The organism is Cohnella faecalis, from assembly GCF_003570905.1.
Classification (GTDB): Bacteria; Bacillota; Bacilli; order Paenibacillales; family Paenibacillaceae; genus Cohnella; species Cohnella faecalis.
Genome location: NZ_QXJM01000040.1, coordinates 653,844 through 674,852, shown reverse-complemented (window position 1 = coordinate 674,852; position 21,009 = coordinate 653,844). Strand labels below are relative to the sequence as shown.

The 21,009-nt window shown below is 55.4% G+C and carries 23 protein-coding genes, 1 pseudogene and 1 riboswitch; of the genes and pseudogenes, 13 read left to right on the top strand and 11 right to left on the bottom strand.

What is annotated here, in order from left to right:
- Positions 1-79: 79 nt before the first annotated feature.
- The 7 genes and pseudogenes from D3H35_RS24515 to D3H35_RS24480 all read left to right on the top strand — a co-directional run bounded on the left by D3H35_RS24515 (position 80) and on the right by D3H35_RS24480 (position 5,306).
- A complete protein-coding gene (locus D3H35_RS24515; RefSeq protein WP_147355932.1) occupies positions 80-415 on the top strand; it encodes a hypothetical protein in 336 nt (111 codons plus the stop codon).
- Complete coding sequence (gene radC / locus D3H35_RS24510; RefSeq protein ID WP_233568124.1) at positions 412-870, top strand: RadC family protein; 459 nt, start codon at positions 412-414, stop codon at positions 868-870. The genes D3H35_RS24515 and radC overlap by 4 nt, the downstream gene beginning before the upstream one ends.
- Positions 871-1,185, top strand: coding sequence for a DUF960 family protein (locus D3H35_RS24505; RefSeq protein ID WP_119151766.1), 315 nt, complete (start codon positions 871-873; stop codon positions 1,183-1,185).
- 455 nt (positions 1,186-1,640) lie between these two features.
- A pseudogene (locus D3H35_RS35005) lies at positions 1,641-2,047 on the top strand (recombinase family protein); the annotation flags it as partial.
- The gene (locus D3H35_RS24490) at positions 2,021-3,217 is read left to right on the top strand and encodes a recombinase family protein (protein ID WP_411675171.1); all 1,197 of its coding nucleotides are present in this window, start codon (positions 2,021-2,023) and stop codon (positions 3,215-3,217) included. The pseudogene D3H35_RS35005 and the gene D3H35_RS24490, both read left to right, overlap by 27 nt.
- The gene (locus D3H35_RS24485; RefSeq protein WP_119151762.1) at positions 3,214-3,627 is read left to right on the top strand and encodes a recombinase family protein; all 414 of its coding nucleotides are present in this window, start codon (positions 3,214-3,216) and stop codon (positions 3,625-3,627) included. The genes D3H35_RS24490 and D3H35_RS24485 overlap by 4 nt, the downstream gene beginning before the upstream one ends.
- Before the next feature lie 2 nt (positions 3,628-3,629).
- Positions 3,630-5,306 carry a recombinase family protein gene (locus tag D3H35_RS24480; protein ID WP_119151761.1) on the top strand — a complete coding sequence of 559 codons (1,677 nt, stop codon included), beginning with the start codon at positions 3,630-3,632 and terminating at the stop codon, positions 5,304-5,306.
- Positions 5,307-5,339: 33 nt separating this feature from the next.
- Here D3H35_RS24480 and D3H35_RS24475 read toward each other — a convergent pair whose 3' ends face one another.
- From D3H35_RS24475 to D3H35_RS24450, 6 genes are all read right to left on the bottom strand, one after another.
- Entirely contained in the window at positions 5,340-5,948 is a 609-nt protein-coding gene (locus tag D3H35_RS24475; protein WP_147355930.1) for an AbiU2 domain-containing protein, read from the bottom strand.
- A 173-nt stretch (positions 5,949-6,121) separates the two neighbouring features.
- Positions 6,122-6,601, bottom strand: a complete 480-nt coding sequence (gene rlmH, locus D3H35_RS24470; RefSeq protein ID WP_119151759.1) for a 23S rRNA (pseudouridine(1915)-N(3))-methyltransferase RlmH — start codon at positions 6,599-6,601, stop codon at positions 6,122-6,124.
- Positions 6,602-6,934: 333 nt separating this feature from the next.
- Positions 6,935-7,669 carry a 7-carboxy-7-deazaguanine synthase QueE gene (queE, locus tag D3H35_RS24465; protein WP_199728592.1) on the bottom strand — a complete coding sequence of 245 codons (735 nt, stop codon included), beginning with the start codon at positions 7,667-7,669 and terminating at the stop codon, positions 6,935-6,937.
- Entirely contained in the window at positions 7,659-8,138 is a 480-nt protein-coding gene (locus D3H35_RS24460; protein ID WP_119151757.1) for a 6-pyruvoyl trahydropterin synthase family protein, read from the bottom strand. The genes queE and D3H35_RS24460 overlap by 11 nt, the downstream gene beginning before the upstream one ends.
- Positions 8,135-8,806 (bottom strand): 7-cyano-7-deazaguanine synthase QueC, encoded by a 672-nt coding sequence (queC, locus tag D3H35_RS24455; RefSeq protein ID WP_119151756.1) that lies wholly within the window; start codon positions 8,804-8,806, stop codon positions 8,135-8,137. The genes D3H35_RS24460 and queC overlap by 4 nt, the downstream gene beginning before the upstream one ends.
- A 56-nt stretch (positions 8,807-8,862) precedes the next feature.
- A riboswitch (PreQ1 riboswitch) is annotated at positions 8,863-8,908 on the bottom strand.
- 151 nt (positions 8,909-9,059) lie between these two features.
- Positions 9,060-10,259: a YhgE/Pip domain-containing protein gene (locus D3H35_RS24450; protein ID WP_119151755.1), complete on the bottom strand. Its 1,200-nt coding sequence runs from the start codon at positions 10,257-10,259 to the stop codon at positions 9,060-9,062.
- 188 nt (positions 10,260-10,447) lie between these two features.
- On the opposite strand from D3H35_RS24450, the gene D3H35_RS24445 reads away from it, so the two are divergent.
- A complete protein-coding gene (locus tag D3H35_RS24445) occupies positions 10,448-11,056 on the top strand; it encodes a TetR/AcrR family transcriptional regulator (RefSeq protein WP_119151754.1) in 609 nt (202 codons plus the stop codon).
- 82 nt (positions 11,057-11,138) lie between these two features.
- Entirely contained in the window at positions 11,139-12,527 is a 1,389-nt protein-coding gene (gene thrC / locus D3H35_RS24440; RefSeq protein ID WP_119151753.1) for a threonine synthase, read from the top strand.
- 1,249 nt (positions 12,528-13,776) lie between these two features.
- On the opposite strand, the gene D3H35_RS24435 is transcribed toward thrC, so the two are convergent.
- From D3H35_RS24435 to D3H35_RS24420, 4 genes are read right to left on the bottom strand one after another with little or no spacing between them, the layout of a single operon-like run.
- Positions 13,777-13,998 carry a YwbE family protein gene (locus D3H35_RS24435; protein ID WP_119151752.1) on the bottom strand — a complete coding sequence of 74 codons (222 nt, stop codon included), beginning with the start codon at positions 13,996-13,998 and terminating at the stop codon, positions 13,777-13,779.
- A 32-nt stretch (positions 13,999-14,030) separates the two neighbouring features.
- Entirely contained in the window at positions 14,031-14,357 is a 327-nt protein-coding gene (locus D3H35_RS24430; protein WP_119151751.1) for a hypothetical protein, read from the bottom strand.
- A 13-nt stretch (positions 14,358-14,370) separates the two neighbouring features.
- On the bottom strand, positions 14,371-15,081 hold the full coding sequence (locus tag D3H35_RS24425) for a pirin family protein (RefSeq protein WP_119151750.1): 711 nt from the start codon (positions 15,079-15,081) through the stop codon (positions 14,371-14,373).
- 53 nt (positions 15,082-15,134) lie between these two features.
- Positions 15,135-16,772, bottom strand: coding sequence for a DEAD/DEAH box helicase (locus D3H35_RS24420; RefSeq protein WP_119151749.1), 1,638 nt, complete (start codon positions 16,770-16,772; stop codon positions 15,135-15,137).
- Positions 16,773-16,988: 216 nt separating this feature from the next.
- Between D3H35_RS24420 and D3H35_RS24415 the strand changes: the two genes are divergently transcribed.
- On the top strand, positions 16,989-17,144 hold the full coding sequence (locus D3H35_RS24415) for a DUF1540 domain-containing protein (protein ID WP_119151748.1): 156 nt from the start codon (positions 16,989-16,991) through the stop codon (positions 17,142-17,144).
- A 138-nt stretch (positions 17,145-17,282) separates the two neighbouring features.
- On the opposite strand, the gene D3H35_RS24410 is transcribed toward D3H35_RS24415, so the two are convergent.
- Positions 17,283-17,978, bottom strand: coding sequence for a hypothetical protein (locus tag D3H35_RS24410; RefSeq protein WP_119151747.1), 696 nt, complete (start codon positions 17,976-17,978; stop codon positions 17,283-17,285).
- 207 nt (positions 17,979-18,185) lie between these two features.
- Between D3H35_RS24410 and D3H35_RS24405 the strand changes: the two genes are divergently transcribed.
- The 3 genes from D3H35_RS24405 to D3H35_RS24395 are packed head-to-tail and all read left to right on the top strand — an operon-like array spanning position 18,186 to position 21,000.
- Complete coding sequence (locus D3H35_RS24405; protein WP_119151746.1) at positions 18,186-19,331, top strand: hypothetical protein; 1,146 nt, start codon at positions 18,186-18,188, stop codon at positions 19,329-19,331.
- Complete coding sequence (locus D3H35_RS24400; protein ID WP_147355929.1) at positions 19,289-20,347, top strand: GAF domain-containing sensor histidine kinase; 1,059 nt, start codon at positions 19,289-19,291, stop codon at positions 20,345-20,347. The genes D3H35_RS24405 and D3H35_RS24400 overlap by 43 nt, the downstream gene beginning before the upstream one ends.
- Complete coding sequence (locus D3H35_RS24395; protein ID WP_119151744.1) at positions 20,344-21,000, top strand: response regulator transcription factor; 657 nt, start codon at positions 20,344-20,346, stop codon at positions 20,998-21,000. Before D3H35_RS24400 ends, D3H35_RS24395 begins: the two co-directional genes overlap by 4 nt.
- Positions 21,001-21,009 lie beyond the last annotated feature (9 nt).

Sequence of the window (21,009 nt, the reverse complement as noted above, 5' to 3'; positions counted from 1 at the left end):
TATGATCTTGCACCTACTGCAATCATGAAAGGGGTCAAGATCATTGATAACCATCCAAAGCGAAACTGACTTACGGGCATTGAATAGCAGAGTTTTCCCCGAGCTGCTAGTACAGTTCGTAACAGACTTATTATCCGATCACAGCGAAGAGCTTGGCGGGGACGAAGAGTTCCTACACGAGAATCCGATCCACCTTTGCGAGACTAACGATCCTCTTCTCAGCTGGCTAGCGCAATCTCCTTTCGGCCCTGAGTACGTTGAACGTATCGTGCTTCCCGGTTTGACGCTGTACCGAGTTGGCGTTTTGCTGGACAACGACGCTTTCGTCCAGTATTTGATTCTCGCCGGAACGCTAGATGGGGAAACGGAATGCTGGCTGGCCGAGAACGCTAGCGTCGGAGGTGATTACCGTTGAGCAAAAAGGATACTGCCAAGCGCATCGAAATCGTTTCTCTGCGAATGGTTCGGGAAAAAACTTCTCTTCTTTATCCGCAAAGGAAAATCTCTTCCCCTCAAGACGCTGCTGAAATCTTTCGTCAGTTCATCGGCGAATTTGATCGGGAATCGTTTTGCATCCTTTGTCTAAATACAAAGAATGAGCCAACCGCCCTACATCAGGTTTCGTTCGGTACTTTGAACGCATCGCTTGTTCATCCAAGAGAGACGTTCAAGCTCGCCATTCTGGCAAACTCGGCCTCCATTATAGCTTGTCATAACCATCCTTCGGGCGAGCCGACGCCTAGCCAGGAGGACATTCAACTTACAGAGCGACTTCGCGATACCGGCACGTTGATCGGAATTGAGCTCTTGGACCATATCGTACTCGGAAACGGAAACTTCGTGTCCCTGAAAGAACGGGGGCTGATGTAATTGTTCCCTAAACACGCAAGATACGTCACGAGCCGTGCCAACGATATGATCGGACCTGAACTTCAAGTAATTCTGTGGTCTCTTATCGATCGGGACTTGGACGAGGGGCAGGAGCTTGATTACCTGCAAGTCTTCACGTTGTCAATTGTCCATGATAGTGACCGGATATACCAGCGCATTCGACAGAAGCAGGAGCAACCGAAACGCAAAAAGCTACACGAAATCTCCGGCATCATAGAGCCCGTTTCAGGCGTCACCGTCTGGATTATTGACAGCGGTGACTACTGTACGATGCTTTTGCCGGACGATTATTGAGTTGGCCAATGAAAAAGGCAATCGTCGCTCTTGTTATGGCCGCTACTCAGCTTGTCCTTGAAATCATCGAGCATCGAAAGAAGAAAAAATAAAGCGAGGTAATGTAAATGAAGAACATTCTAAATTCCCGAGGCGCTATTTACATGCGAATCTCAACTGAAGTGACCGCACAAGAATGTTTGGTCCAAGAACAACGCGAATTGTTGGCCCGGAGAAAACAAGAACGCAAACAGAAGGTGAAGACCTATGTTGACAGGTCCAGACGCTGAGGCTCGTTGTAAACTCGCTCTCGACATTTTGAGCGACATGATCTCGAAGCACTTGGCCAAACAAGCCAGCCCCGAACTTCGTGAAGCCACACTCGCAATAATGGAGAAGGAGACGGAAGAGCAACTCGACTTTGAAATGACGAGCGAGCTGTTGGTCACGACCGACTTCCGGGTTCGTTCCGTCGCATGATTCCAGCCAAAAGCTCCTGCACTGCAATCTATATTCGGGTAAGCCTTGAGGAGCAAGCGAAGTACGGATTTAGCATTGACGGGCAATTGAACGAACTAAAGCAATACTGCAAATTAAACAAACTCGGTATTCATGATACTTACATCGACAGGGGGCTTCCGGCAGCAAAGCAGCCGGACGTCCCGAGCTAAAGAGGATGCTGGCTGATGCCGAACGAGGAAAGTTTGATCTGGTTTTGATTTGGCGGATCAGTCGACTTGCTCGGAACTTGACGGACCTTCTCGGCATCGTGGAACACCTTAACCGCCACAAGGTGATGCTGTACAGTTTAAAAGAGCCTTTCGACGGCACCCCGATCGGCCAGTTCGTTCTCCAAATGCATGGGGCTAGGGCAGAGTTAGAGCGATCAAACATTGCGGATAATGTTCGTGCTGCTATGAACCAAAGAAGCAAGAGTGGCATCTGGAACGCAGGAAATTCCGTTCTTGGCTACAGATGGACCCGCGACCCAGAGACAACTCTTGGTCAAGTTCAAGTCGTTCCCGAGGAAGCCGAACTGGTTAACCATATTTTTGAGTGGTACGCGTCCGGCGAATTAGGGTATAAGGCAATCTCTAACCGACTGAACCACGCCAGTCGACTGACGAAGCTGGGTAAACCCTTTAGCGTGCAACTGATTAGAAATATATTGAATAACCACAACTATATCGGACTTGTCCGTTACAACAAGACCGAGCACATCCGAACGGGTGGAGATGTTGCGATCGGCTGGGCGCAAGGAACTCATAGGGCGATCATCAATCTCGATCTTTGGAACCGCGTCCAGACTCTTCTCGTCGAACGTTTCGCGCCGCCATTGCGAAAAATTGAACGAAGCTATCCGCTCGCTGGCCTACTTAAGTGTCCACTCTGCGGATACAGCATGATTCCCTGGCACGTGAATCAAATGCGTAAAGACGGAACCCGGAAGACGAATCACTATTATCAATGCAGCACAAATAACTCCAAGGGTTCCGCTGTCTGTCGCTCCAACCTCGTTCGGGCTGACAACGTGGAACAATGGTTTTTCGAACAACTTCGGATGCTGCTCACCGCACCTGAAGCTCTCGAAACAATTGTCGCGGCGACAAACGCAAAGCATCAGAGCGACACACGCCCAACACTGGAGGAAGTTCGACAAATTGAAGTACTGCTGAAAGAGCTTGCTAGCCAGAAGGAAGTACTGTATCGCTCGTTCGAATCGGGCGCGTTGTCGAAAGATGAGTTCGCTGCCACCATAATGGAGGTAAAGCTTCAAATCAATGAAGCTCAGGCATCCAAAGAGCGGTTGGAAGCCGTACTAGTCGCATCCGAAAAAGACGAAATCAATCCCGATCAAATTCGACTAGCCCTTTCCCGATTACGTCAATTACTTGAAACAAGCCCCGGTGAACAGCAAAAGCGCTTGCTCCGTCTTCTGGTCGACAAGATCACTCTGCCGAAGGACCGTGATTTCCGACAGGCAACGATTCATAGCACTAACGCATTATTGAATTTACAAATTCCAACTTTAACGGAGGCCAATAGCCCATGAATAATCCGAAACGTGTCGCCTTATATATCCGATCCAACCAAAGTAACAAGAACATTGCCGATCAAGTTAATCCGTTAGCACAAGCTTGTGTAGACCAAGGAAAATGCCTGGTGCAAATCTACATGGATCGTGGGATCAGTGGTCTTTGCCTCAATCCCCCTTCCCTTCTGCGGATGCTGGAAGACGCCGAAAACGGCTTGTTTGAAGAGGTCATGGTTCATAACTTGTCGCGCTTAAGCCGCCGATCCATTGACGTCCTCACGATCACCAAAAAACTCCGGGCTGCATCCGTCGATCTGACTGTCCCCGATAGCCGTCTCGATCTAAACTCTGCTAGCGGCAGATTCGCCTTTCAAATGATGGAAGCCACTGTCGAATTGGAGCTGTACCTCCAAGAAGGATCAGAGTAATCATGCTGTCCGCAAATGAATCAAACAGCCCTGTTGCCGCAGCACTATATATCCGCGTGTCGACTACTGAGCAAGCAGAGCTCGGGTATTCCATAGTCGCACAGGAACAAGCCCTTCGCCAATACTGCGAGGCAACGAACAAGGTCGTCTATGAAGTGTATTGCGATCGTGGAATCACTGGAACCAGCATTGAAAAGCGGTTTGCACTTAAACGTCTGCTGAACGATGCGAAGAAAGGGCTCTTCCAAGAAGTACTTGTGTGGAAAGTCAATCGAATGGCTCGAGTCAATCTCGATCTACTCAAAATTGTTGATGAACTATCCCGTCACGATGTCGGTTTTCGATCTATAACGGAAAGCCATGTTGATACAACAACGAAACATGGGGTGTTCAATCTTCATATGATGGGCGCATTTAGCGAGCTCGACCGCAACACGATCCTGGAAAACGCTCAAATGGGATTAAAACAGCGAGCACGCACTGGAAAGCACAATACGAGAGCGCCACTCGGCTACCAAGTAGCAATACTTTCGCTAAGCGGCAGGAAGAGAAATACACGAATCGAGGTCGTCCCAGAAGAGGCGGCAATCGTTCGCCGAATCTTTGAGCAGTTTGCTTCGGGTCGTGGGCTCCGTTCCATCGCAAATTCTCTGAACCGCGATGGGCACAGAACTAAGAAAGGCAATGCTTTCACCATTTGTGCTGTCGGTGACATTCTGGACAACGCCTTTTACGTCGGGAAAATCATTTATCTTAAATATCTTGACTGGAACAAGAAGCGACGAAAGGGCAAAAATACCAATCCAATCATCGCTGACGGTCAGCACGATCCGATTATCTCCGAGGAATTATGGGATAAGGTGCGTTTTTTGCGGCAGCAAAAGTCTGTCGTCTCCGAAAAGCGTTTTCACGGAGATCTGCTCTTGACAGGTTTACTCCGATGTCCGGTTTGCGGCTCGGCCATGACCGGCAGCCGGACCAACAACAAGGACAAGCACGGCAACCTTATCACGCGCTTCTACTACTCTTGCTCGAAAATGCGCAGTTCCGGCGCTGTCGTCTGTAAGGCGAACAGCATTCGCAAGCAGGACGCAGAAGATTACTTGTTCGCGAGACTCAAGGAGGTGCTGGCAAAGCCGCACATTTTGAGAGGCATCGTGAGGGGGATCAACGACCGGAAAGTAAATAGCGTCAGGCCGCTTCAGGAGGAATTAGCAGCAGTATGCTCAGGGATCGAGGAGATCAATGCGAAGAAGAATCGGCTCGTCGAGCTTTGCGAACTGGACGACTTTGACCGATTATTCGTAACGGAGAGGATCAAGAACCTCGACTCCGATCTTTACCAACTGCACGCCAGGAGAGCCGATATCGCAAACATGCTGACCGGCGACTACACCGAACCCGTGTCGTACGAAACCGTCCGTTCGCTCTTGGGGCGATTCGAGCATTTGCTCAGGTACTCCAATCGCGATCAGCGAAAGACATTGCTTCATCTCATCATCAGCAAGATCACACTTACGAGCGACAAGAAAGTCGACAAAATAGAAATGATCTTCGATGAGATGACGGAACAACATTTTTTAAGTGCAGCCCCTTCTTCCGCGATCGCGGAGGAAGGGGCCTTTCTATTTGAGCGGAAAGTACCGGATCTCACGAACCGACTGACCATTACAATCTGAACTGGACCCGGACAGTAGCCTCTCCAATTGCTCTTACATGTAATCCTTCAAGGATTTTTTCAGAACCTTTATTTCAGAAGCCACAGTGGCAGGATATATCAAATCACCACACATTAATGGTTTCATATGTTTTTGAATTATGACTGCTGCTGTGTTTATCAGTTTAAGCAGGCTATCTCTTGAGCGAACAGAGTCAGCTAAATGTTTACCAGCATCTCCTATATAATTAATATCAATGTGTCCAAGAATTTTATTGCGAAGATTAAAGGTCGATGTAATCGCTTTATTTAATTCATCTATTTTCTCAAGATCATCTTCGATGTCAGCAATAGTCAGGTTCTTGTGAACGGGTGATTGAACAATTTTGTCAAAGTTTTGTTTGAAATAATCCAAGAAACGACGCAAGGAAACGTTTGCAGTGTTCCTTCCGGGGTATTCGTAAAGCTTGCAGGTAGAAATAAGTATGTTCGTCAATAAGGATTGTCGTATTGCTTTCGATATCGTTGGTATTGTCTGTTCGGAAACTTTCTTAAATTTATCATCTTTAAATCCTAACCAAACAGCAAAGTCCTCCAGCAACTGAATTACTTCAACTTGCATGAGAATAACATACTGAGTTAACTGACTTGTTTCTTTTGTCACCTTGTTCATTCCCCCTTCTCTGAATTCCTTCAGACACTCCCTTTGATTGTCCCCAAACAAACCGCACAAGCCCGCCTGCATAACGAACCTTTCCCAGGGTGGCCCATCCCCCACCCTGCACCTCAGGGGCGACTTTCCACGCCCAGCAAGCGATTAATGTGAAAAACTTCGCCTCATTTGTGGTACGGTTCCCCCCGATTAATCTTAAACCCTCGATAAACCTGCTCAAGAAGCAGCACCCGCATCAACTGATGAGGATAGGTCATCCGCCCGAAGCTTAGCTTCTTGTCGGCGCGGGCCAGCACGGCTGGCGACAGTCCCAACGAGCCGCCGATGATGAACGATACCGAGCCGCCGCCGTAGACGGCTTGCTTGTCTAGATGCGCGGCGAGCTGCTCGCTCGTCCAGGTGTCGCCTTCGATGGCTAGCGCCACGACATGGGCGTCCGGCTTCAGAGCCGCGAGAATGCGCTCGCCTTCGCGGGAGCGCACTTGATCTTCTTCCGCCGGGCTCATCGAGTCGGGTGTCTTCTCGTCAGGCAGCTCGCGGATGTCGAGACGGGCGTAGGCGCCGAGCCTTTTTGCATATTCTTCGACGGCTCCGACCCAGTATTTTTCTTTCAGCTTGCCGACGCAGACCAATTGGATTTGCACGTATGAATTCCCTCCGATATCCTAAGAAAGCTCCCCCGGATAGGGAGAGCTTCATCAACTAAAACGCATCATTAAAAATGATTATAGGCGACCGAGACAGCCAACCGCAAGACAAGACAACGGAACGCTCCAGCATCAGCGCGCATACGAACTCAGTTGAAATCTTCCACCGCCTGCTCCGGCATCCCTAGTTCCAGCCTCTCCGGCCCAGCTTTCCAAGCACCAGCAACCACACACATTCACCTAGTACCAGCCTTCCTGGCTCCAGCTTCCCCAGCGCCAAGCGAACGCAGCTTGTCCAAGGTTTTACGTACGGCATCCATCACCCGCCCGCTAAACCCCGCGCTTATTGCCCCACAACCAAGCATGAAGCTGCGGCAGCACCCTTACATCCGTCCACTCCTTCGACATCGTAACCTCTCCAACCAACCATTCATAGCGCTGAACCAATCGCTCCAGCAGCCGAGCCGTATCCGGCTCGCGCACGTCGTCGTTGCCTGATTGCAGAAAGAACGGCACGCCGGGGTAGCGGCCATGCACCTTCGCCGCATATCGCAAATCCGTCTCGTCGAATACGACCACCTTCAGGCTGAAGCTGCTCCCGCACGCTTGCAGCTTCCCCACGATCTCGTCCAACACGTCCCAATCGGTGGACATGCCCGAGCTGGGCGGCTTCGGGGACAGCGTCAGATCGTCGATCTGCGCGAACCATTCCTGCCACCGGCTGCCTTGCGTCTCCAACGCCACTTGCATCCCGTCCGCATGCAGCCGCTCGATCAGCGCTTCCAGTCTGCCCAGCAGCGCGGGATTGCCCCCGGAAATCGTTACATGCGAGAACGCCGCTTCCCCGGCGGAGGCGCGAAGCTCGGCCGCCACTTCCTCCGCCGTCAGCATGCGAATTTGCTCCTTGCCCGATCCGTCCCACGTAAAAGCGGAATCGCACCAAGCGCAGCTGTAATCGCAGCCGGCCGTGCGGACGAACATCGTTTTCCGCCCGATGACCATGCCTTCCCCCTGAACGGTAGGGCCGAACACTTCAATAACGGGAAACCGCAGTTCACTCGACATGCGCTTCCCCCGCCCCATCTCTAGCAGACGATGCGCTCGCCTCAAACCTCGGCCGATACACCACATAGCTCGTCGGCGTCTCCCGCAAATAAACTTGCACGCACAGCGGCCGGTTCGGAAGCCTGTCCAGATGCTCCTGCACGATTTCGCTTAGGACGCGGGCGGCGTTTTCCGTCGTCGGGTAGCGGTATGGGGTGTCGTCCCCGAACCATGGCGCATGGTCGTTCAGTACGGAATGGTCGAATCGGTCATGAATAAGCCGCTTAATATCGGCAAAATTAACCAAAAACCCGCTATCATCCAGCTCGTTCCCCGCAATCGTCACATTGGCAAAATACGTGTGTCCATGCACCTGGCTGCAAACTCCCGCCTTTTCCGTCGGAATGTAATGCGCCGCGGCAAAATGCAAATCCTTATTCAGCTCATATTGGTACGGGTGAGGAACAGTCGGATAAATCTGCTGCATCATAAACGCCGCCCCTCCCCTATGGCCTTCTCGTATTCGCGAAGCCCTCTCGCCCGCAGCTCGCAAGCCGGACATTGTCCGCAGCCTTCGCCCATGACCCCCTCGTAGCAGGTCAACGTTCGATCCTTCACAAAATCAAAAGCGCCCAAATCGTCGGCAAGCTGCCACGTTTGCGCCTTATTCAGCCACATCAGCGGCGTATCGAGGACGAATTCGTAGTCCATCGCCAAATTCAGCGTCACGTTGAGCGATTTGACGAACACGTCGCGGCAGTCGGGGTACCCGCTGAAATCCGTCTGACAGACGCCCGTCACAACGTTCCGCGCCCCCGCTTGTTTGCCCAGTATGGCAGCGAAAGTCAGGAACAACAGATTGCGCCCGTCCACGAACGTCGTCGGCAGCTCCCCTTCTTCCTGAGCGATAGGGATAGTGGAACGTGTCAGCGCATTCGGGGCCAGCTGCCCGAGCAAAGACATATCCAGCACATGATGCCGGACTCCAAGCTCCTTCGCAATCCCCGCTGCGACTTCCACCTCCAGCTTGTGACGCTGACCGTAGTCGAACGTCACCGCCTCCACCTCGCCAAACCTCTCCATCGCCCAGAACAAACAAGTCGTGCTGTCCTGACCGCCGCTGAACACGACGATCGCTTTCTTTTTTCCCGAATCCATTCGGTCAATTCCTCCTTGCGCAACCAAGCGCAAAAAAACGGCACCAAGGAGATGCCGTTTCCTTAGTTTTTTATAGAGGGTTTTCGCTAGAACCTCTCCCGCGACGGACCGAGCCTTACCCGGCCATTCGCGGATTTGTATGCGATTTGTTCCTATTGTAGCAACCGGCGGCCCGGCAGCGCAACGGTTCATTTCTGGTATCCGGTCTCTTCCGGGGCGCAACAACGCGAGCCTGAGCAAAAGGGATAACGTCTTAAGCGCGGGCAGCTACCTTATTTCCCTCAGCCTCAGCCGCCGCACCGCCGACCGATTTCGTCTTCCGAGCCGCCGAAGCGAGCAACACAACGAGGAACGCCCCGGCCACGCTCCATAATACGGCGATGTTTGAACCTCCGACCGATACGCCGTCGAAATACATCGCGTTCCGAATCGCCGATGCGACGAACCGCAGCGGCGTCCACGAATAGAGCCAATCCTGCGTCGCTTGCGGCAGAAATTCGGGAGCCATGTTCAATACCGGCATAGAGAAGAACATGAGCAGGACGAGCAAGCCCATCGCCGGCATGCCGATCCAGCCGAGCAAAGCCGATTGCAGCAAGAAGAAGGCGGAACCCCCGAGCCACAGTACAAGCCAGACGTGCGCGGCATCGGCCATCTGCATCCCGTACCACGACGAAGCCATCCAGACGACGAATCCCGAAGCGGCTGCAATCAGCACCAGCCCGATAGCCGTCTGGCCAAGTACGGCTTGCCCTCTTCGCGCTCCTCCGGCGACCGCTTTTTGCAAAGCGAGGAACAGGACTATGCTTACAACCAAGCTGCCGATCCACATCACTTGCGTCAGCAGACCGGGCGCATTGCCGCTCGCATTGTTCGTCCCGTTCGGATGCACGATTTCCTCCTGCGTCGTGAACGGCGTCATCAGCGCCTTCGCTGTGCTGATCGGCAGCTGCTCCGTTCGCTGACCGATCTGACCGAGCAACTGATTCGACAGCTCCGAGCCGAGCGCCCGAGACGCCTGTCCGAGTACTTGCTTAACCGCGGTCGCAGCCTGGGTATTCATCCCTTCGTTAACAAGGATCTTCACCGTCGCAGGCGCGGGCTGCGGCGTCGACAACGACAGCACGCCCGAGCTCAGATCGGCCGGAAGAACGAGCGCTCCATAATACTTCTGATTGTCCAGCCCCTCGCGCGCCTCTTCCTCCGACCCGACGAGCTTCCACTCTATCGGCAGCTGCGTATTCCCAAGCAGCTTGCCCTTCACCATCTCTCCGACATTCAACGCGCTTCCGTCCGGAAGAGCGGCGGATTGGTCGAGGACAACAAGCGCGACGGGCAAATCCTTCGGCTTCGCTCCGAGCACCGACCCCATCATCGCCGCCCCAAAAATCATCAAAGCGACAAAAACCCCGACAACCCCGATCCACAACACCTTTTGCTTCGCTAACGCCATTTTTCCCAGCTCCTATCTCTTGTCTATAATATTCAACATCACGTTGATTAAAGGCCACAGTGTTAATTATAATGAGAGGAGTAAGCCGTTCAATAAGCAATGTCGTTGCGAAACGTTGAGTAATGGGCATTTAATGAACGTTATGTTGATTAATCAACACTCAAATGAAAAAATGAGGGGCAAAAAAGATGGCCGAACAAATAGACCGCAGGCAAGTGCGAACAAAGCAGCTTCTTCGCCACGCGTTGATGGAGCTAATCGAGGAGCATGGCACGGAGAGCCTCACCGTCACGAATATTTCGAACCGTGCGGGCGTTAACCGCGGCACGTTCTATTTGCACTACCGCGATGCGGGCGACATGCTGGAGCAGATCAAAGAGGAAGTGTTCGGGGATCTCATCCGGCTGCTTAAACAAATCGACGTTTTCGAGCTCATGGAGTATGCCTCCAAAGACGCCGTTTACCCGAGGGCGCAGCGAGCTATGGAGGAGATTTACCGGAACCGCGATTTTTTCAAAGTGATTTTCGGCCCAAAGGGCGACCCTTCATTCCCGCTGCGGATCAAAAGCGTTATGAAAGAGCATTTTTCCAAAATGTTCGACACCCGGCAGCCGGCCAAAGAGAAAATGCTCGTGCCTCTCGACTACTTGGTCGCGTACACGACTTCGGCCAATCTCGGCGTCATCCAGTATTGGATCGAGAACGGCGCGCAGCAGTCTCCGGAAGAGGTTGCGCTTATTTTAACTCGGCTCGTTAACCACGGTCCGCTCACGTCCACGGGACTGCGGACTAAATAACGGAATTCGTTGAAAATGGGTTAGGTTTTCCGCCGAATTCTGTTACAATATACTGAAAATGAACTCGCACAAGGGGATCGCTATGGACTACATCAGCACACGCGGAAAAGTAGAGGCCATCGGTTTTGTCGACGCCGTCCTGATGGGACTGGCCAACGACGGCGGCCTGCTCGTTCCCAGCCTTATACCGTCCGTCTCGGCGGACACGCTCAACCAATGGGAGAAGCTTAGCTATTCGGAGCTTGCTCTGGAGATTTTCACTCTGTTCGTGGATGGCGACATCCCGCGCGAAGACTTGAAGAAGCTCGTCGACGACAGCTACGCCACGTTTCGCGACCCGGAAGTAACGCCGGTTCGCCGACTGAACGACAGCCTCAGCGTACTTGAGCTGTTCCACGGCCCGACCTTCGCGTTCAAGGACATCGCGTTGCAGTTTTTGGGCAACCTGTATTCGTACATCTCTCGCAAAAATAATTCCATCATCCATATTCTCGGCGCCACTTCAGGTGATACGGGAGCTTCGGCGATCGAGGGAGTGCGCGGCAAGGAAGGCATCCGCATCTGCATCCTGCATCCGCACGGCAAGGTGAGCAAGGTACAGGAGCTGCAAATGACGACCGTTAACGATGCCAACGTGCTGAACCTGTCGGTAGAAGGCAACTTTGACGACTGCCAGCGCATCATCAAGGAGCTGTTCGCGGACGTCGACTTCAAGCACCGTTACCATCTGCGCGCTATTAACTCCATCAATATCGCCCGGATTTTGGCACAGACAGTGTACTACTTCTACGCTTACTTCCAAGCGGCCAAAGGCGACCCGGCGGCGAAGGTTAATTTCAGCGTACCGACGGGCAATTTTGGCGATATTTTCGCGGGGTATTTGGCCAAGCGGATGGGATTGCCGGTCAACAAGCTCATTCTCGCGACGAACGAGAACAACATTCTGGAGCGCTTCGTGCGCGAAGGCGTATACGAGCCGGGCGAGTTTCACATGACTTACAGCCCGTCCATGGACATCCAGGTAGCGAGCAACTTCGAGCGTTACTTGTACTACCTGTACGGCGAAGACTCGCAAGCGATCTCGGCGCTGATGGACGGCTTCAAAAAAGACGGACGAATCGTCATTCCCGAGGACAAGCTGCGCACCGTTCAAGCGGACTTCGGCGCGTACGGCGTCAAGAACGACGAATGTCTCGCCACGATCGGCTCGTATCATAAGGAAAACGGCTACCTGCTCGACCCGCATACGGCTTGCGGCGTCGCCGCAGCCGACAAGCTCGCGGAAGCAGGCGAAGTGACGGTGGCGCTGTCGACCGCCCACCCGGCCAAATTCGACGAGGCCATCCGCCTCATCGACATCGAGCAAACCTACCCGGCGCCGATCCAAGCGCTGTTCAACAAGCCGCAAATCCAGAAAGTCGTCGGCGGCTCCAACGAAGAAATCACGGAGCAGCTGCTAAGCTTCTTCTAAGCCCAGCAGGCGAAAGGCTTCCCACCTTCTTAGTAAGGTTGGGAAGCCTTTTTTTGTTTCCGGCAGCTGGTTATGCGTGCCCATCGAGCGTGTGCGAACCCCGGTAACCTTACTTGAGCCGGTTACGCGACCCCTTCGAACGTATGCAAAACCCTGTAGCTTTACTTAAACCAGTTACGCGTGCTCATCGAACGTATGCGAACCCCGGTAACCTTACTTGAGCTGGCTACATGAGCCATTGAGCATATGCAAACCCCAGTAACCTTACTTGAGCCGGTTACGCGAACCCATCGAGCGTATGCGAACCCCGTAGCCTTACTTGAGCCGGCTACACGAGCCCATCGAACGTATGCGAACCCCGGTAGCCTTACTTGAGCCGGCTACACGAGTCATTCAGCGTGTGCAAGCCCCAGTAGCCTCACTTGAGCCGGTTACGCGTGCCCATCGAACGTATGCGAACCCCGGTAGCCTCACTTGAGCCGGTTACGCGCGCCAATCGAGCGTGTGCGAACCCCGGTAACCTTACCCGAGCCGGTTACGCGTACCCATCGAACGTATGCGAACCCCGGTAACCTTACTTGAGCCGGTTACGCGTACCCATCGAGCGTATGCAAACCCCGTAGCCTTACTTGAGAAGGTTACGTGGAGCCCATCAAGCGTGTGCGAACCCCAGTAACCTTACTTCAGCCGGTACGCGTGCCCTTCGAGCGTGTGCAAACCCCAGTAACCTTACTTGTGCCGGTTACGCGAGTCCTTCGAACGTATGCGAACCCCAGTAGCCTTACCTGAGCCGGTTACGCGAGCCCATCGAACGCGTGCGAACCACGTAAATCTTACTTGAGCCGGTTACGCGTACCCATCGGACGTACGCGAACTCCGTAGCCTTACTTGAGCCGGCTATACGAGCCATTGAGCGTGTGCAAACCCCAGTAACCTTACTTCAGCCGGTTACGCGCGCCCATCGAACGTATGCGAACCCCGGTAGCCTTACTTGTGCCGGTTACGCGAGTCCTTCGAACGTATGCGAACCCCAGTAGCCTTACTTGAGCCGGTTACGCGCGCCCATCGAACGTATGCAAACCCCGGTAACCTTACTTGAGCCGGTTACGCAAGCCCATCAAACGTATGCCAACCCCCGTAACCCGCCACCCGCTGATACCCTCCACCACGTGCGACAAAAAACACAAAAAGACTCCTCTCCACTATCCATGGAGAAGAGTCTTCCACTCACTATATCCCAAGCGATCCCCTATTGCGTCCCGGAATCAGCGTCGCTCACAATCGCCTGCACCCGGCCGACTTGACCGTCCTGCAGCCGCACCTTGATGCCGTGCGGGTGAAAAGCCGAGTTGGTCAATAGATCCTTCACAACGCCCCGCGTCAAAGCGCCGGTTCTCTGATCCTGCTTCAGCACGATGTCGACCGTTAGCCCCGGGCGGACGTCGCTGCGATTTTTTCCGTTGCCTGCCATGATGATGTGCTCACTCCTTGCTCCTTGCGCGGTCAGCTCTGGTACGAATCCGGCACATACTCGATGTGCGAGGATGCCGCAATCGTCAGTTCTCCGCGCTCCGGGTCATACTTCACAGGACCGTCGCCCACGTAATACCACGTCTTGACCGTCGGACGGTCGTCGTACTCGCGGAAGATGAACACATTCAGCTCATCCTTCATCCGCAAAATCTCCTCGAGCTCCGGTACGAGCGGGGAATGAACGGTGAACGTCCACCCCGCTCCGGCTGGCTCCACCCGGTAATCGACCGCCCGTTTGGCGGTGTCGATGTAGATTTCCCCGCCTACCGCATGCTTAACGATGAACGTCTCTTTCACTCGGCACCCCTCCTCACGGCAAATCGATCAGCATGAAGAACGCGTCAGCCTTGGCGGCAATAGCCAGCTCCGGCGTCTCGTCGATCCGCGCGCTGTCCAGCACCTTCAATTCCGTTCCGCCCGCGACGTCCAATACGCCCTCGATGACATAGACATAGATCCGCCGACCCTCAGCTTGGGCAAAAGAAAGCTCTCTCCCCGTCTCCAGCCTGCCCAGATAGACCGTCAAGTCCTGCTGGAGCGACGCGACCGAGCCCGGCTTCTCGAAGCCTTGACCCGAGACGACCGGCAGCAGAGCATTAACCGTACCTGATATATCGTATGCGGCCGTCTCGTAAGAAGGAGGAAGTCCCCGCTTCACAGGCATGAACCATAGCTGCAAGAGACGAAGCCACTCATCCGGCGAAGGGTTGAACTCGGTATGAATTACGCCTGTTCCCGCGGACATTCGCTGAACTTCTCCCGGCTCCGATACGGCAACGTTGCCGAGATTGTCTTCATGGCGGATTTGCCCCGACAGCACGATGGATACGATCTCCATATCGCTGTGCGGATGCGCGCCGAACCCCTTGCCCGGAGCGACCTCGTCGTCGTTGCAGACGCGCATGACCCCGAACTCCGAGTTGTCCGGATCCTGATAAGCTCCGAAAGAGAAGCTCGGACGGCTCTTCAGCCAACCGAGATCGGCCGAGAAGGTCGACTCCGCCGGATAGATCTTGATCATGACACTTTCCCCCGCTCCTACAAAAATTCCAGCCCATCATTATTCAAAATGGCTTACTTCTTCTTAGCGTTGCGCTGCGAGCGAATCGGCGATTTGCGGAAATCCGCCGGCTTACCGCCGCCTCCGCCGCCCGAGCCCGACCGTGAGCCGAAACCGCCTCCCGGACCTCGCGAACCCGGCCGCCCGCCCGGTGCTCCGCCTTTGCCAGCCGAAGAACCCGCACCGCCTCCGCTGCGACGACCGCCGGTCGCCCCGAAGCCGCCTCCGCTGCCCGACCCAAAAGTCGCTTCCGACCCGGAAGAACCCCGGGAGCCGGACGCGCCTCTAGAGCCCGAACCGCCACGCGCTGCTCCCGCACCCGCCGCGCCGCCGCGCGAACCGCCGCCTGAGCCCCCGCGCGAGCCGGACGCCCCGGACCTGCCGCCGCGAGCGCCTGAACCACCGCGCGCTCCCGCTCCCGAACCGCCGCTCCGCGAACCGGAGCCGCCAGCGCCCCGGCCACCGCCCGAAAACCCGCGTCCGTGCTTCTCCGCCTTCAGCTGCGCAATAAGCTCCTCTTCCAGCCCATCGCCCTGGTCGCTGCCATACCGCTTCTTCTCAAGCGTCTGCTTGATCCCTTGCTCGATCCGCACAAGCTCCGGCTTATCCCTTGGCGCCACCATCGTAATCGCCAGCCCCTTGCCGCCTGCGCGGCCGGTCCGGCCGATCCGGTGGATATAGCTCTCCACGTCGATCGGAATGTCATAGTTGAATACGTGCGTAACGCCTTCAACGTCAAGCCCGCGCGCCGCTACGTCGGTCGCGATAAGCAGCTGCAGCTTCGCCTCGCGAAACTTCTTCATGACCTGCTCCCGCTTCGCCTGCGACAAATCGCCGTGAAGCTCGTCGCTGTCGTAGCCCATCTCCTGCAGCGCCTGATTAAGCGTGCTCGCCCGCCGCTTCGTCCGGCAGAATATGACCGCCAGATAAGGACGCTGCTCATCGATAATCTTCCGCAGCGTCGACTGCTTCGCCCGATCGCTCGTCTCCACCGCCCATTGGCGGATATCCTTCACCGTCACCTGCGTCGCCTTCACGGTCACGTCCAGCGGATCGCGCATGAAGCGCGACGCCAGGTTCCGAACTCCCGCAGGCATCGTAGCCGAGAACAGCATCGTCTGGCGCTTATAAGGCACCGCCTTAATAATTTCCTCCACTTCGGTCAGGAACCCCATGTGCAGCATCTGATCGGCTTCGTCCAGCACGAGCGTGGATACGGAGCCCAGCTCCACCGTTCCCCGGCGCATATGATCGAGCATCCGTCCCGGCGTACAAACGATAACTTGCACGTTTCCTTTGAGCTTGTGCATCTGCGCTTCGACGTCTTGACCGCCGTATACCGCCAGAACGCGCACTTCCTCGCCCGCGACGATCAGCTTCTTGATTTCGGTCGTAATCTGGAGCGCCAGCTCCCGGGTCGGGCTGACGATAAGAGCCTGCACGCCGTCTGCGCCCGGCTTCAGCCGCTGCAGCAAAGGCAAAGCGAACGCAAGCGTCTTGCCCGTCCCCGTCTGCGCCTGGCCGATAATATCCTTGCCCTCCAGCAAAGCCGGAATGGCTCTTTCCTGAATCGGCGTCGGAACCGCGATCCCGATATTTTTCAGCGCCGCGACCCTCTTCTCCGATATGCCTAACTTCTTGAAATCCGTCACTTCTATATGCACCTCGCCTAATGATTCGAACCCTGTTGCTTATATCGTACCATATTCCGGCGACGCTAACGCACCGATCGGCGACTTTATCCGCCAAAATGGACAAAACCCGCCCAAATCCGGCCCATAAGCACCGAAAAAGGCGGGTATTCCGTCGAGGACGTATAAAGCGGCGCCGCTCTCGTCCATGCTAAAGCGGAAGGGAGGTGAATCCCTATGGCTAAAGACGTATTGTGCGAGGTCAATTCCTGCAAGCATTGGGCGCCCGGCAACAATTGCGCGGCATCGTCCATCTACGTGGTCAGCAACCGCGGCAAGCAAGCTTCGAACTCGGAAGAAACCGACTGCAAAACCTTCGAACCGAAAATGTAAGCAACCATCGAAAAAAGCTAAACGCAATCAAAGCGTTTGGCGGGGCGGCCTCCTCAGGGCCGCCTTTTTTCTTTTCCTTCCATCATTGTAGCCAATGTTGAGAATTATTATCACCATTTCGAAAAAAGGTTGCTCGCATTAAGCCGCCGAAGAGGTGGAGGCGGAAGAATCTGCGTCGAGAGAAGCGAAATTTCCGCCGAACGCGAGCAGCGCGCCGAACAGGACGAACACGAGGTGAATCGCCGCGAAGAACGGAATGCTTGCCGGCAAGAACATTCCCGCTACGAGGAGAGCGAAGATTCCGATCGTGAACCAGCCCGCTGCCTTCGGCATCGCCCCCGCCCTAAGCGTCCCGATCCCGGTCAGCAGCAGCCCTAGAAACAAGCCTGGCATAAGAGGAATAAGCACGAGCAAGGACAGCGGATATTGATCCGTCATAAGCTCGTTGACGTGCTTGTTGACGATCGCCAACGTCTCCGCATTCGTCGCCAAATCCGAATAAATGATCGGATACGCCATGATTTGTACCGGCCCATGAAAAATTTCGAGGATCATGCCTACGAACAACAGCGGGAACCCGATCCATCCCCACCATTTCAGCTTTCCGGCTTGCCGCAGGTACATGGCCGGCATCCCCATCAGAATGAATATCGACGACCAGGCGAGCAGCACGTGAATGTTGACAGCCTTATCGAGAAACGCGGGAATAACCTCCAGCGATTCCGGCGTATCCGACCCGCTGTGAATAAGCTGACCGATAACCCCCAGCAGCCCTCCGATCAGCAGCGCCCAACCGCTGAATTTCAAAAAACCTTTTGGAATGGACAATGTCATCCTTTTCGCAGCCTCCTTGAATGATTCCTGGCTCTTATCCTACCCTCGCGCCTTTCCCAAGTGGAGAGCGGACCGTTCCCGAAGGCCGGGAAATGCGTTAGGAAAATTCAAGCGGATGCCCCCGCCCCATTTACTCCCCAATTCGGCTCCTGCTATACTTTTCCAATAGAAGCGCGCATGCGACGCGAACCGGAGGAAAATCGGACAATGACACTATCCCGGACTTTAACCGGACTGCTCATCTTGATTGGGCTCGCGTTGTTTTGCTATGCCGTCCCGACCTTCTATCTGGAGCTTCGGGACCATTGTATCGGGCAAGAATGCGCCGCTTACTACGACGAGCCTCCAACTATGGAATGGCTGACCGAACGGGGACTTACTCCTTCCTTCTTCGCTGCCGCCTACACCTCGCTCTACAGCCTGTTCGGATTGTGCTATATCGCAGCGGGCCTTGTCATCTTCAGTAAGAGATCCTCCGGCTTCGCCGGGCAAGTGGCCTCCGTGGCGCTTGTGCTGCAAGGGCTGACGTTCGATTCTCTCTCCCTCGCCTTGGAGGGCATCCATCCGGCGCTGGATTTTCTGCTTCGCTTCGTTAACGCCATCGCTTTTGTCGCGCTCATTCTCCTCTTCTTCATCTTTCCGAACGGCCGCTTCGAACCGCGCTGGAGCCGTTGGCTTCTCGTCGGCATCCTCGTACCGGGATTGCTGAAGACCGCGTTCCCCGACTCTCCGGTCGACATGTCGAGCTGGTCGCAACCGCTGTACATCGGCTGGGTCATGATCTGGATGTCGAGCATTATAGCGATTCAGATCCACCGTTACCGCAGCGCGCTTGGCGCAATCGAGAAGCAGCAGACCAAATGGGCCGTATTCGGCATGGCATCCGCCATCGCCATTCTGATGGCCGTTACCGTCTTCTATATCGCGCAAGAAGATAAGCTGCAGAACGATCCGCTCCTGCTGTTCGCCATGGAGACGCTGCTGTCGCTCGGAATGCTCCTCATCCCCGTCACGCTGCTATTCGCCCTGCTGCGGCGGAGGCTGTGGGACATCGATCCGATCGTCAACCGGACGCTCGTCTATAGTGCGCTCAGCTTGTTCGCCGTCGCCGTCTACGTCTTCGTCGTATGGTATATCGGAGTCGTCTTCCATTCTGCGGGACAGTGGCAATGGCTGAATTCGCTCATCGCCACCGGCCTTGTGGCCGTGCTTTTCGCTCCTCTCAAGGATAAGCTGCAACGCTGGATCAACCGGCTGATGTACGGGGAGAACGACGACCCGCTCACCGTTCTGGGCAGATTGGGGCCAGCTTGGAAAATCCACTGTCCCCCTCCGATGCGCTTAACGTTGTGACGCGTACCGTCCGGGAAGCGTTGAAGCTGCCATACGCCAGTATCGAGCTGCAGCAGGACGATAACGGCGAATCGTTCGCCGTCGCCGAAGACGGGGCGAGACAAGCGGAAACCGTCCGATTCGCGCTCGTCCACCGTGGGGAGCCGATCGGCCATCTCGTGGTCGCGCCCCGTTCGCCGGGCGAGCCGTTCTCGACGTCCGACCGACGGCTTCTCGACATGATGGTCCGCCATGCCAGCGCTGTCGTTCAAAGCGCTAAGGCTTCGCTAGATTTGAAGAGAGCGGCGGCCGATCTGCGCGAGTCCCGCGAGCGGCTTGTCGTCGCGCGGGAAGAGGAGCGCCGCCGATTGCGGAGCAACCTGCACGACGACTTGGCTCCAAGGCTGGCAGCGCTCGCCTATACCGCATCGGCGGCGGAATCGCTGCTCGATTCGGACCCGGGCAAGTCGAAGACCATTCTCGTCGAGCTGCAATCGGTCATTCGCTCGACCGTCACCGACATTCGCCGTCTCGTGCACGACCTTCGTCCGCCGGCATTGGATGAGCTTGGACTGATCGGCGCGATCGAAGAGAGGATCGGCGATTTAAGCCGACCCTTGCCGACAGGCTCCAGCGTCGACGCCGCAAGGAAGCCCTCTGCGCTGCAATTCCGCCTGCACGCGCCCAATGCGCTTCCCGCGCTGCCGGCTGCCGTGGAGGTCGCCGCGTTCCGCATCGTGACGGAGGCTATCGTCAACGTTGTCCGCCACGCCGCAGCCTCCTCCTGCGAAGTGCGCATCCTCTACCCCGCGCCGCAGGGCGACGGCTTGGCGCTCGAAGTGATCGACGACGGCCGAGGCATCGGCGAACGCTCCTATCCTTCCGCAGAACCGGGAGGAATCGGGCTGCCGTCCATGCGAGAGCGGGCCGAAGAGCTCGGCGGCTTCGTCCGTCTGGAGCGGGCGGGGCCGAACGGAACTCGCGTCAAAGCCTATTTGCCCATCGCCCTGCATCAGGAAGGAAGTGAGCCCGCATGAATCCGGAGCAGCCTCTGCGAATCGTCATCGTCGACGATCATCCGTTGTTCCGACACGGCGTAACAACGTTATTCTCCACCATGCCGGATCTTGAAGTCGTTGGAGAAGCCGCCAACGGCGAAGAAGCCGTCGCGCTCGCCGAAGCTCTCAAGCCCGACGTTATGCTCATGGATATTCGCATGCCGGGAATTAGCGGCATCGAGACGACTCGTCGCATTACGACGGCGAGCCCGTCCGTTAAGGTGCTCATCCTCACCATGTTCGAGGACGACGCCTCCGTCTTCACCGCGATGAGAAGCGGAGCCAAAGGATACGTCCTCAAAGAGGCCGACAAGGACGAGCTGCTGCGTGCAATCCGCGCCGTCGCCAACGGCGAAGCGATCTTCAGCCCCGGCATCGCCTCGCGGATGATCGAATATTTCGCGATGACTCGTCCGGCCGCGAGCGAAGAAGCGTTCCCCGAGCTCAGCTCGCGGGAACGCGAAGTTCTATACCTGATGACGGACGGAATCTCCAACGCCGATATCGCCGGCAAGCTCGAAATCAGCGGCAAGACTGTCGCCAACTACATCACGAACATTCTGAACAAGCTTCAGGTTGCGGATCGGCAAGAAGCGGTAAGGCTCGCCAAGGAATCGCGATTGAATTACTGAGGTTGAGCG

What these genes read in the sequence shown, in the direction of transcription:
- D3H35_RS24435 (WP_119151752.1), bottom strand. Translation starts at nt 13,998, where the DNA reads ATGGCAGGCAACGGAAAAAATCGCAGCGACGTCCGCCCGGGGCTAACG.
- D3H35_RS24460 (WP_119151757.1), bottom strand. Translation starts at nt 8,138, where the DNA reads ATGATGCAGCAGATTTATCCGACTGTTCCTCACCCGTACCAATATGAG.
- D3H35_RS24410 (WP_119151747.1), bottom strand. Translation starts at nt 17,978, where the DNA reads ATGACATTGTCCATTCCAAAAGGTTTTTTGAAATTCAGCGGTTGGGCG.
- D3H35_RS24445 (WP_119151754.1), top strand. Translation starts at nt 10,448, where the DNA reads ATGGCCGAACAAATAGACCGCAGGCAAGTGCGAACAAAGCAGCTTCTT.
- D3H35_RS24480 (WP_119151761.1), top strand. Translation starts at nt 3,630, where the DNA reads ATGCTGTCCGCAAATGAATCAAACAGCCCTGTTGCCGCAGCACTATAT.
- D3H35_RS24425 (WP_119151750.1), bottom strand. Translation starts at nt 15,081, where the DNA reads ATGATCAAGATCTATCCGGCGGAGTCGACCTTCTCGGCCGATCTCGGT.
- D3H35_RS24485 (WP_119151762.1), top strand. Translation starts at nt 3,214, where the DNA reads ATGAATAATCCGAAACGTGTCGCCTTATATATCCGATCCAACCAAAGT.
- D3H35_RS24395 (WP_119151744.1), top strand. Translation starts at nt 20,344, where the DNA reads ATGAATCCGGAGCAGCCTCTGCGAATCGTCATCGTCGACGATCATCCG.
- D3H35_RS24415 (WP_119151748.1), top strand. Translation starts at nt 16,989, where the DNA reads ATGGCTAAAGACGTATTGTGCGAGGTCAATTCCTGCAAGCATTGGGCG.
- D3H35_RS24405 (WP_119151746.1), top strand. Translation starts at nt 18,186, where the DNA reads ATGACACTATCCCGGACTTTAACCGGACTGCTCATCTTGATTGGGCTC.
- queC (WP_119151756.1), bottom strand. Translation starts at nt 8,806, where the DNA reads ATGGATTCGGGAAAAAAGAAAGCGATCGTCGTGTTCAGCGGCGGTCAG.
- thrC (WP_119151753.1), top strand. Translation starts at nt 11,139, where the DNA reads ATGGACTACATCAGCACACGCGGAAAAGTAGAGGCCATCGGTTTTGTC.
- D3H35_RS24450 (WP_119151755.1), bottom strand. Translation starts at nt 10,259, where the DNA reads ATGGCGTTAGCGAAGCAAAAGGTGTTGTGGATCGGGGTTGTCGGGGTT.
- D3H35_RS24490 (WP_411675171.1), top strand. Translation starts at nt 2,021, where the DNA reads ATGCATGGGGCTAGGGCAGAGTTAGAGCGATCAAACATTGCGGATAAT.
- queE (WP_199728592.1), bottom strand. Translation starts at nt 7,669, where the DNA reads ATGTCGAGTGAACTGCGGTTTCCCGTTATTGAAGTGTTCGGCCCTACC.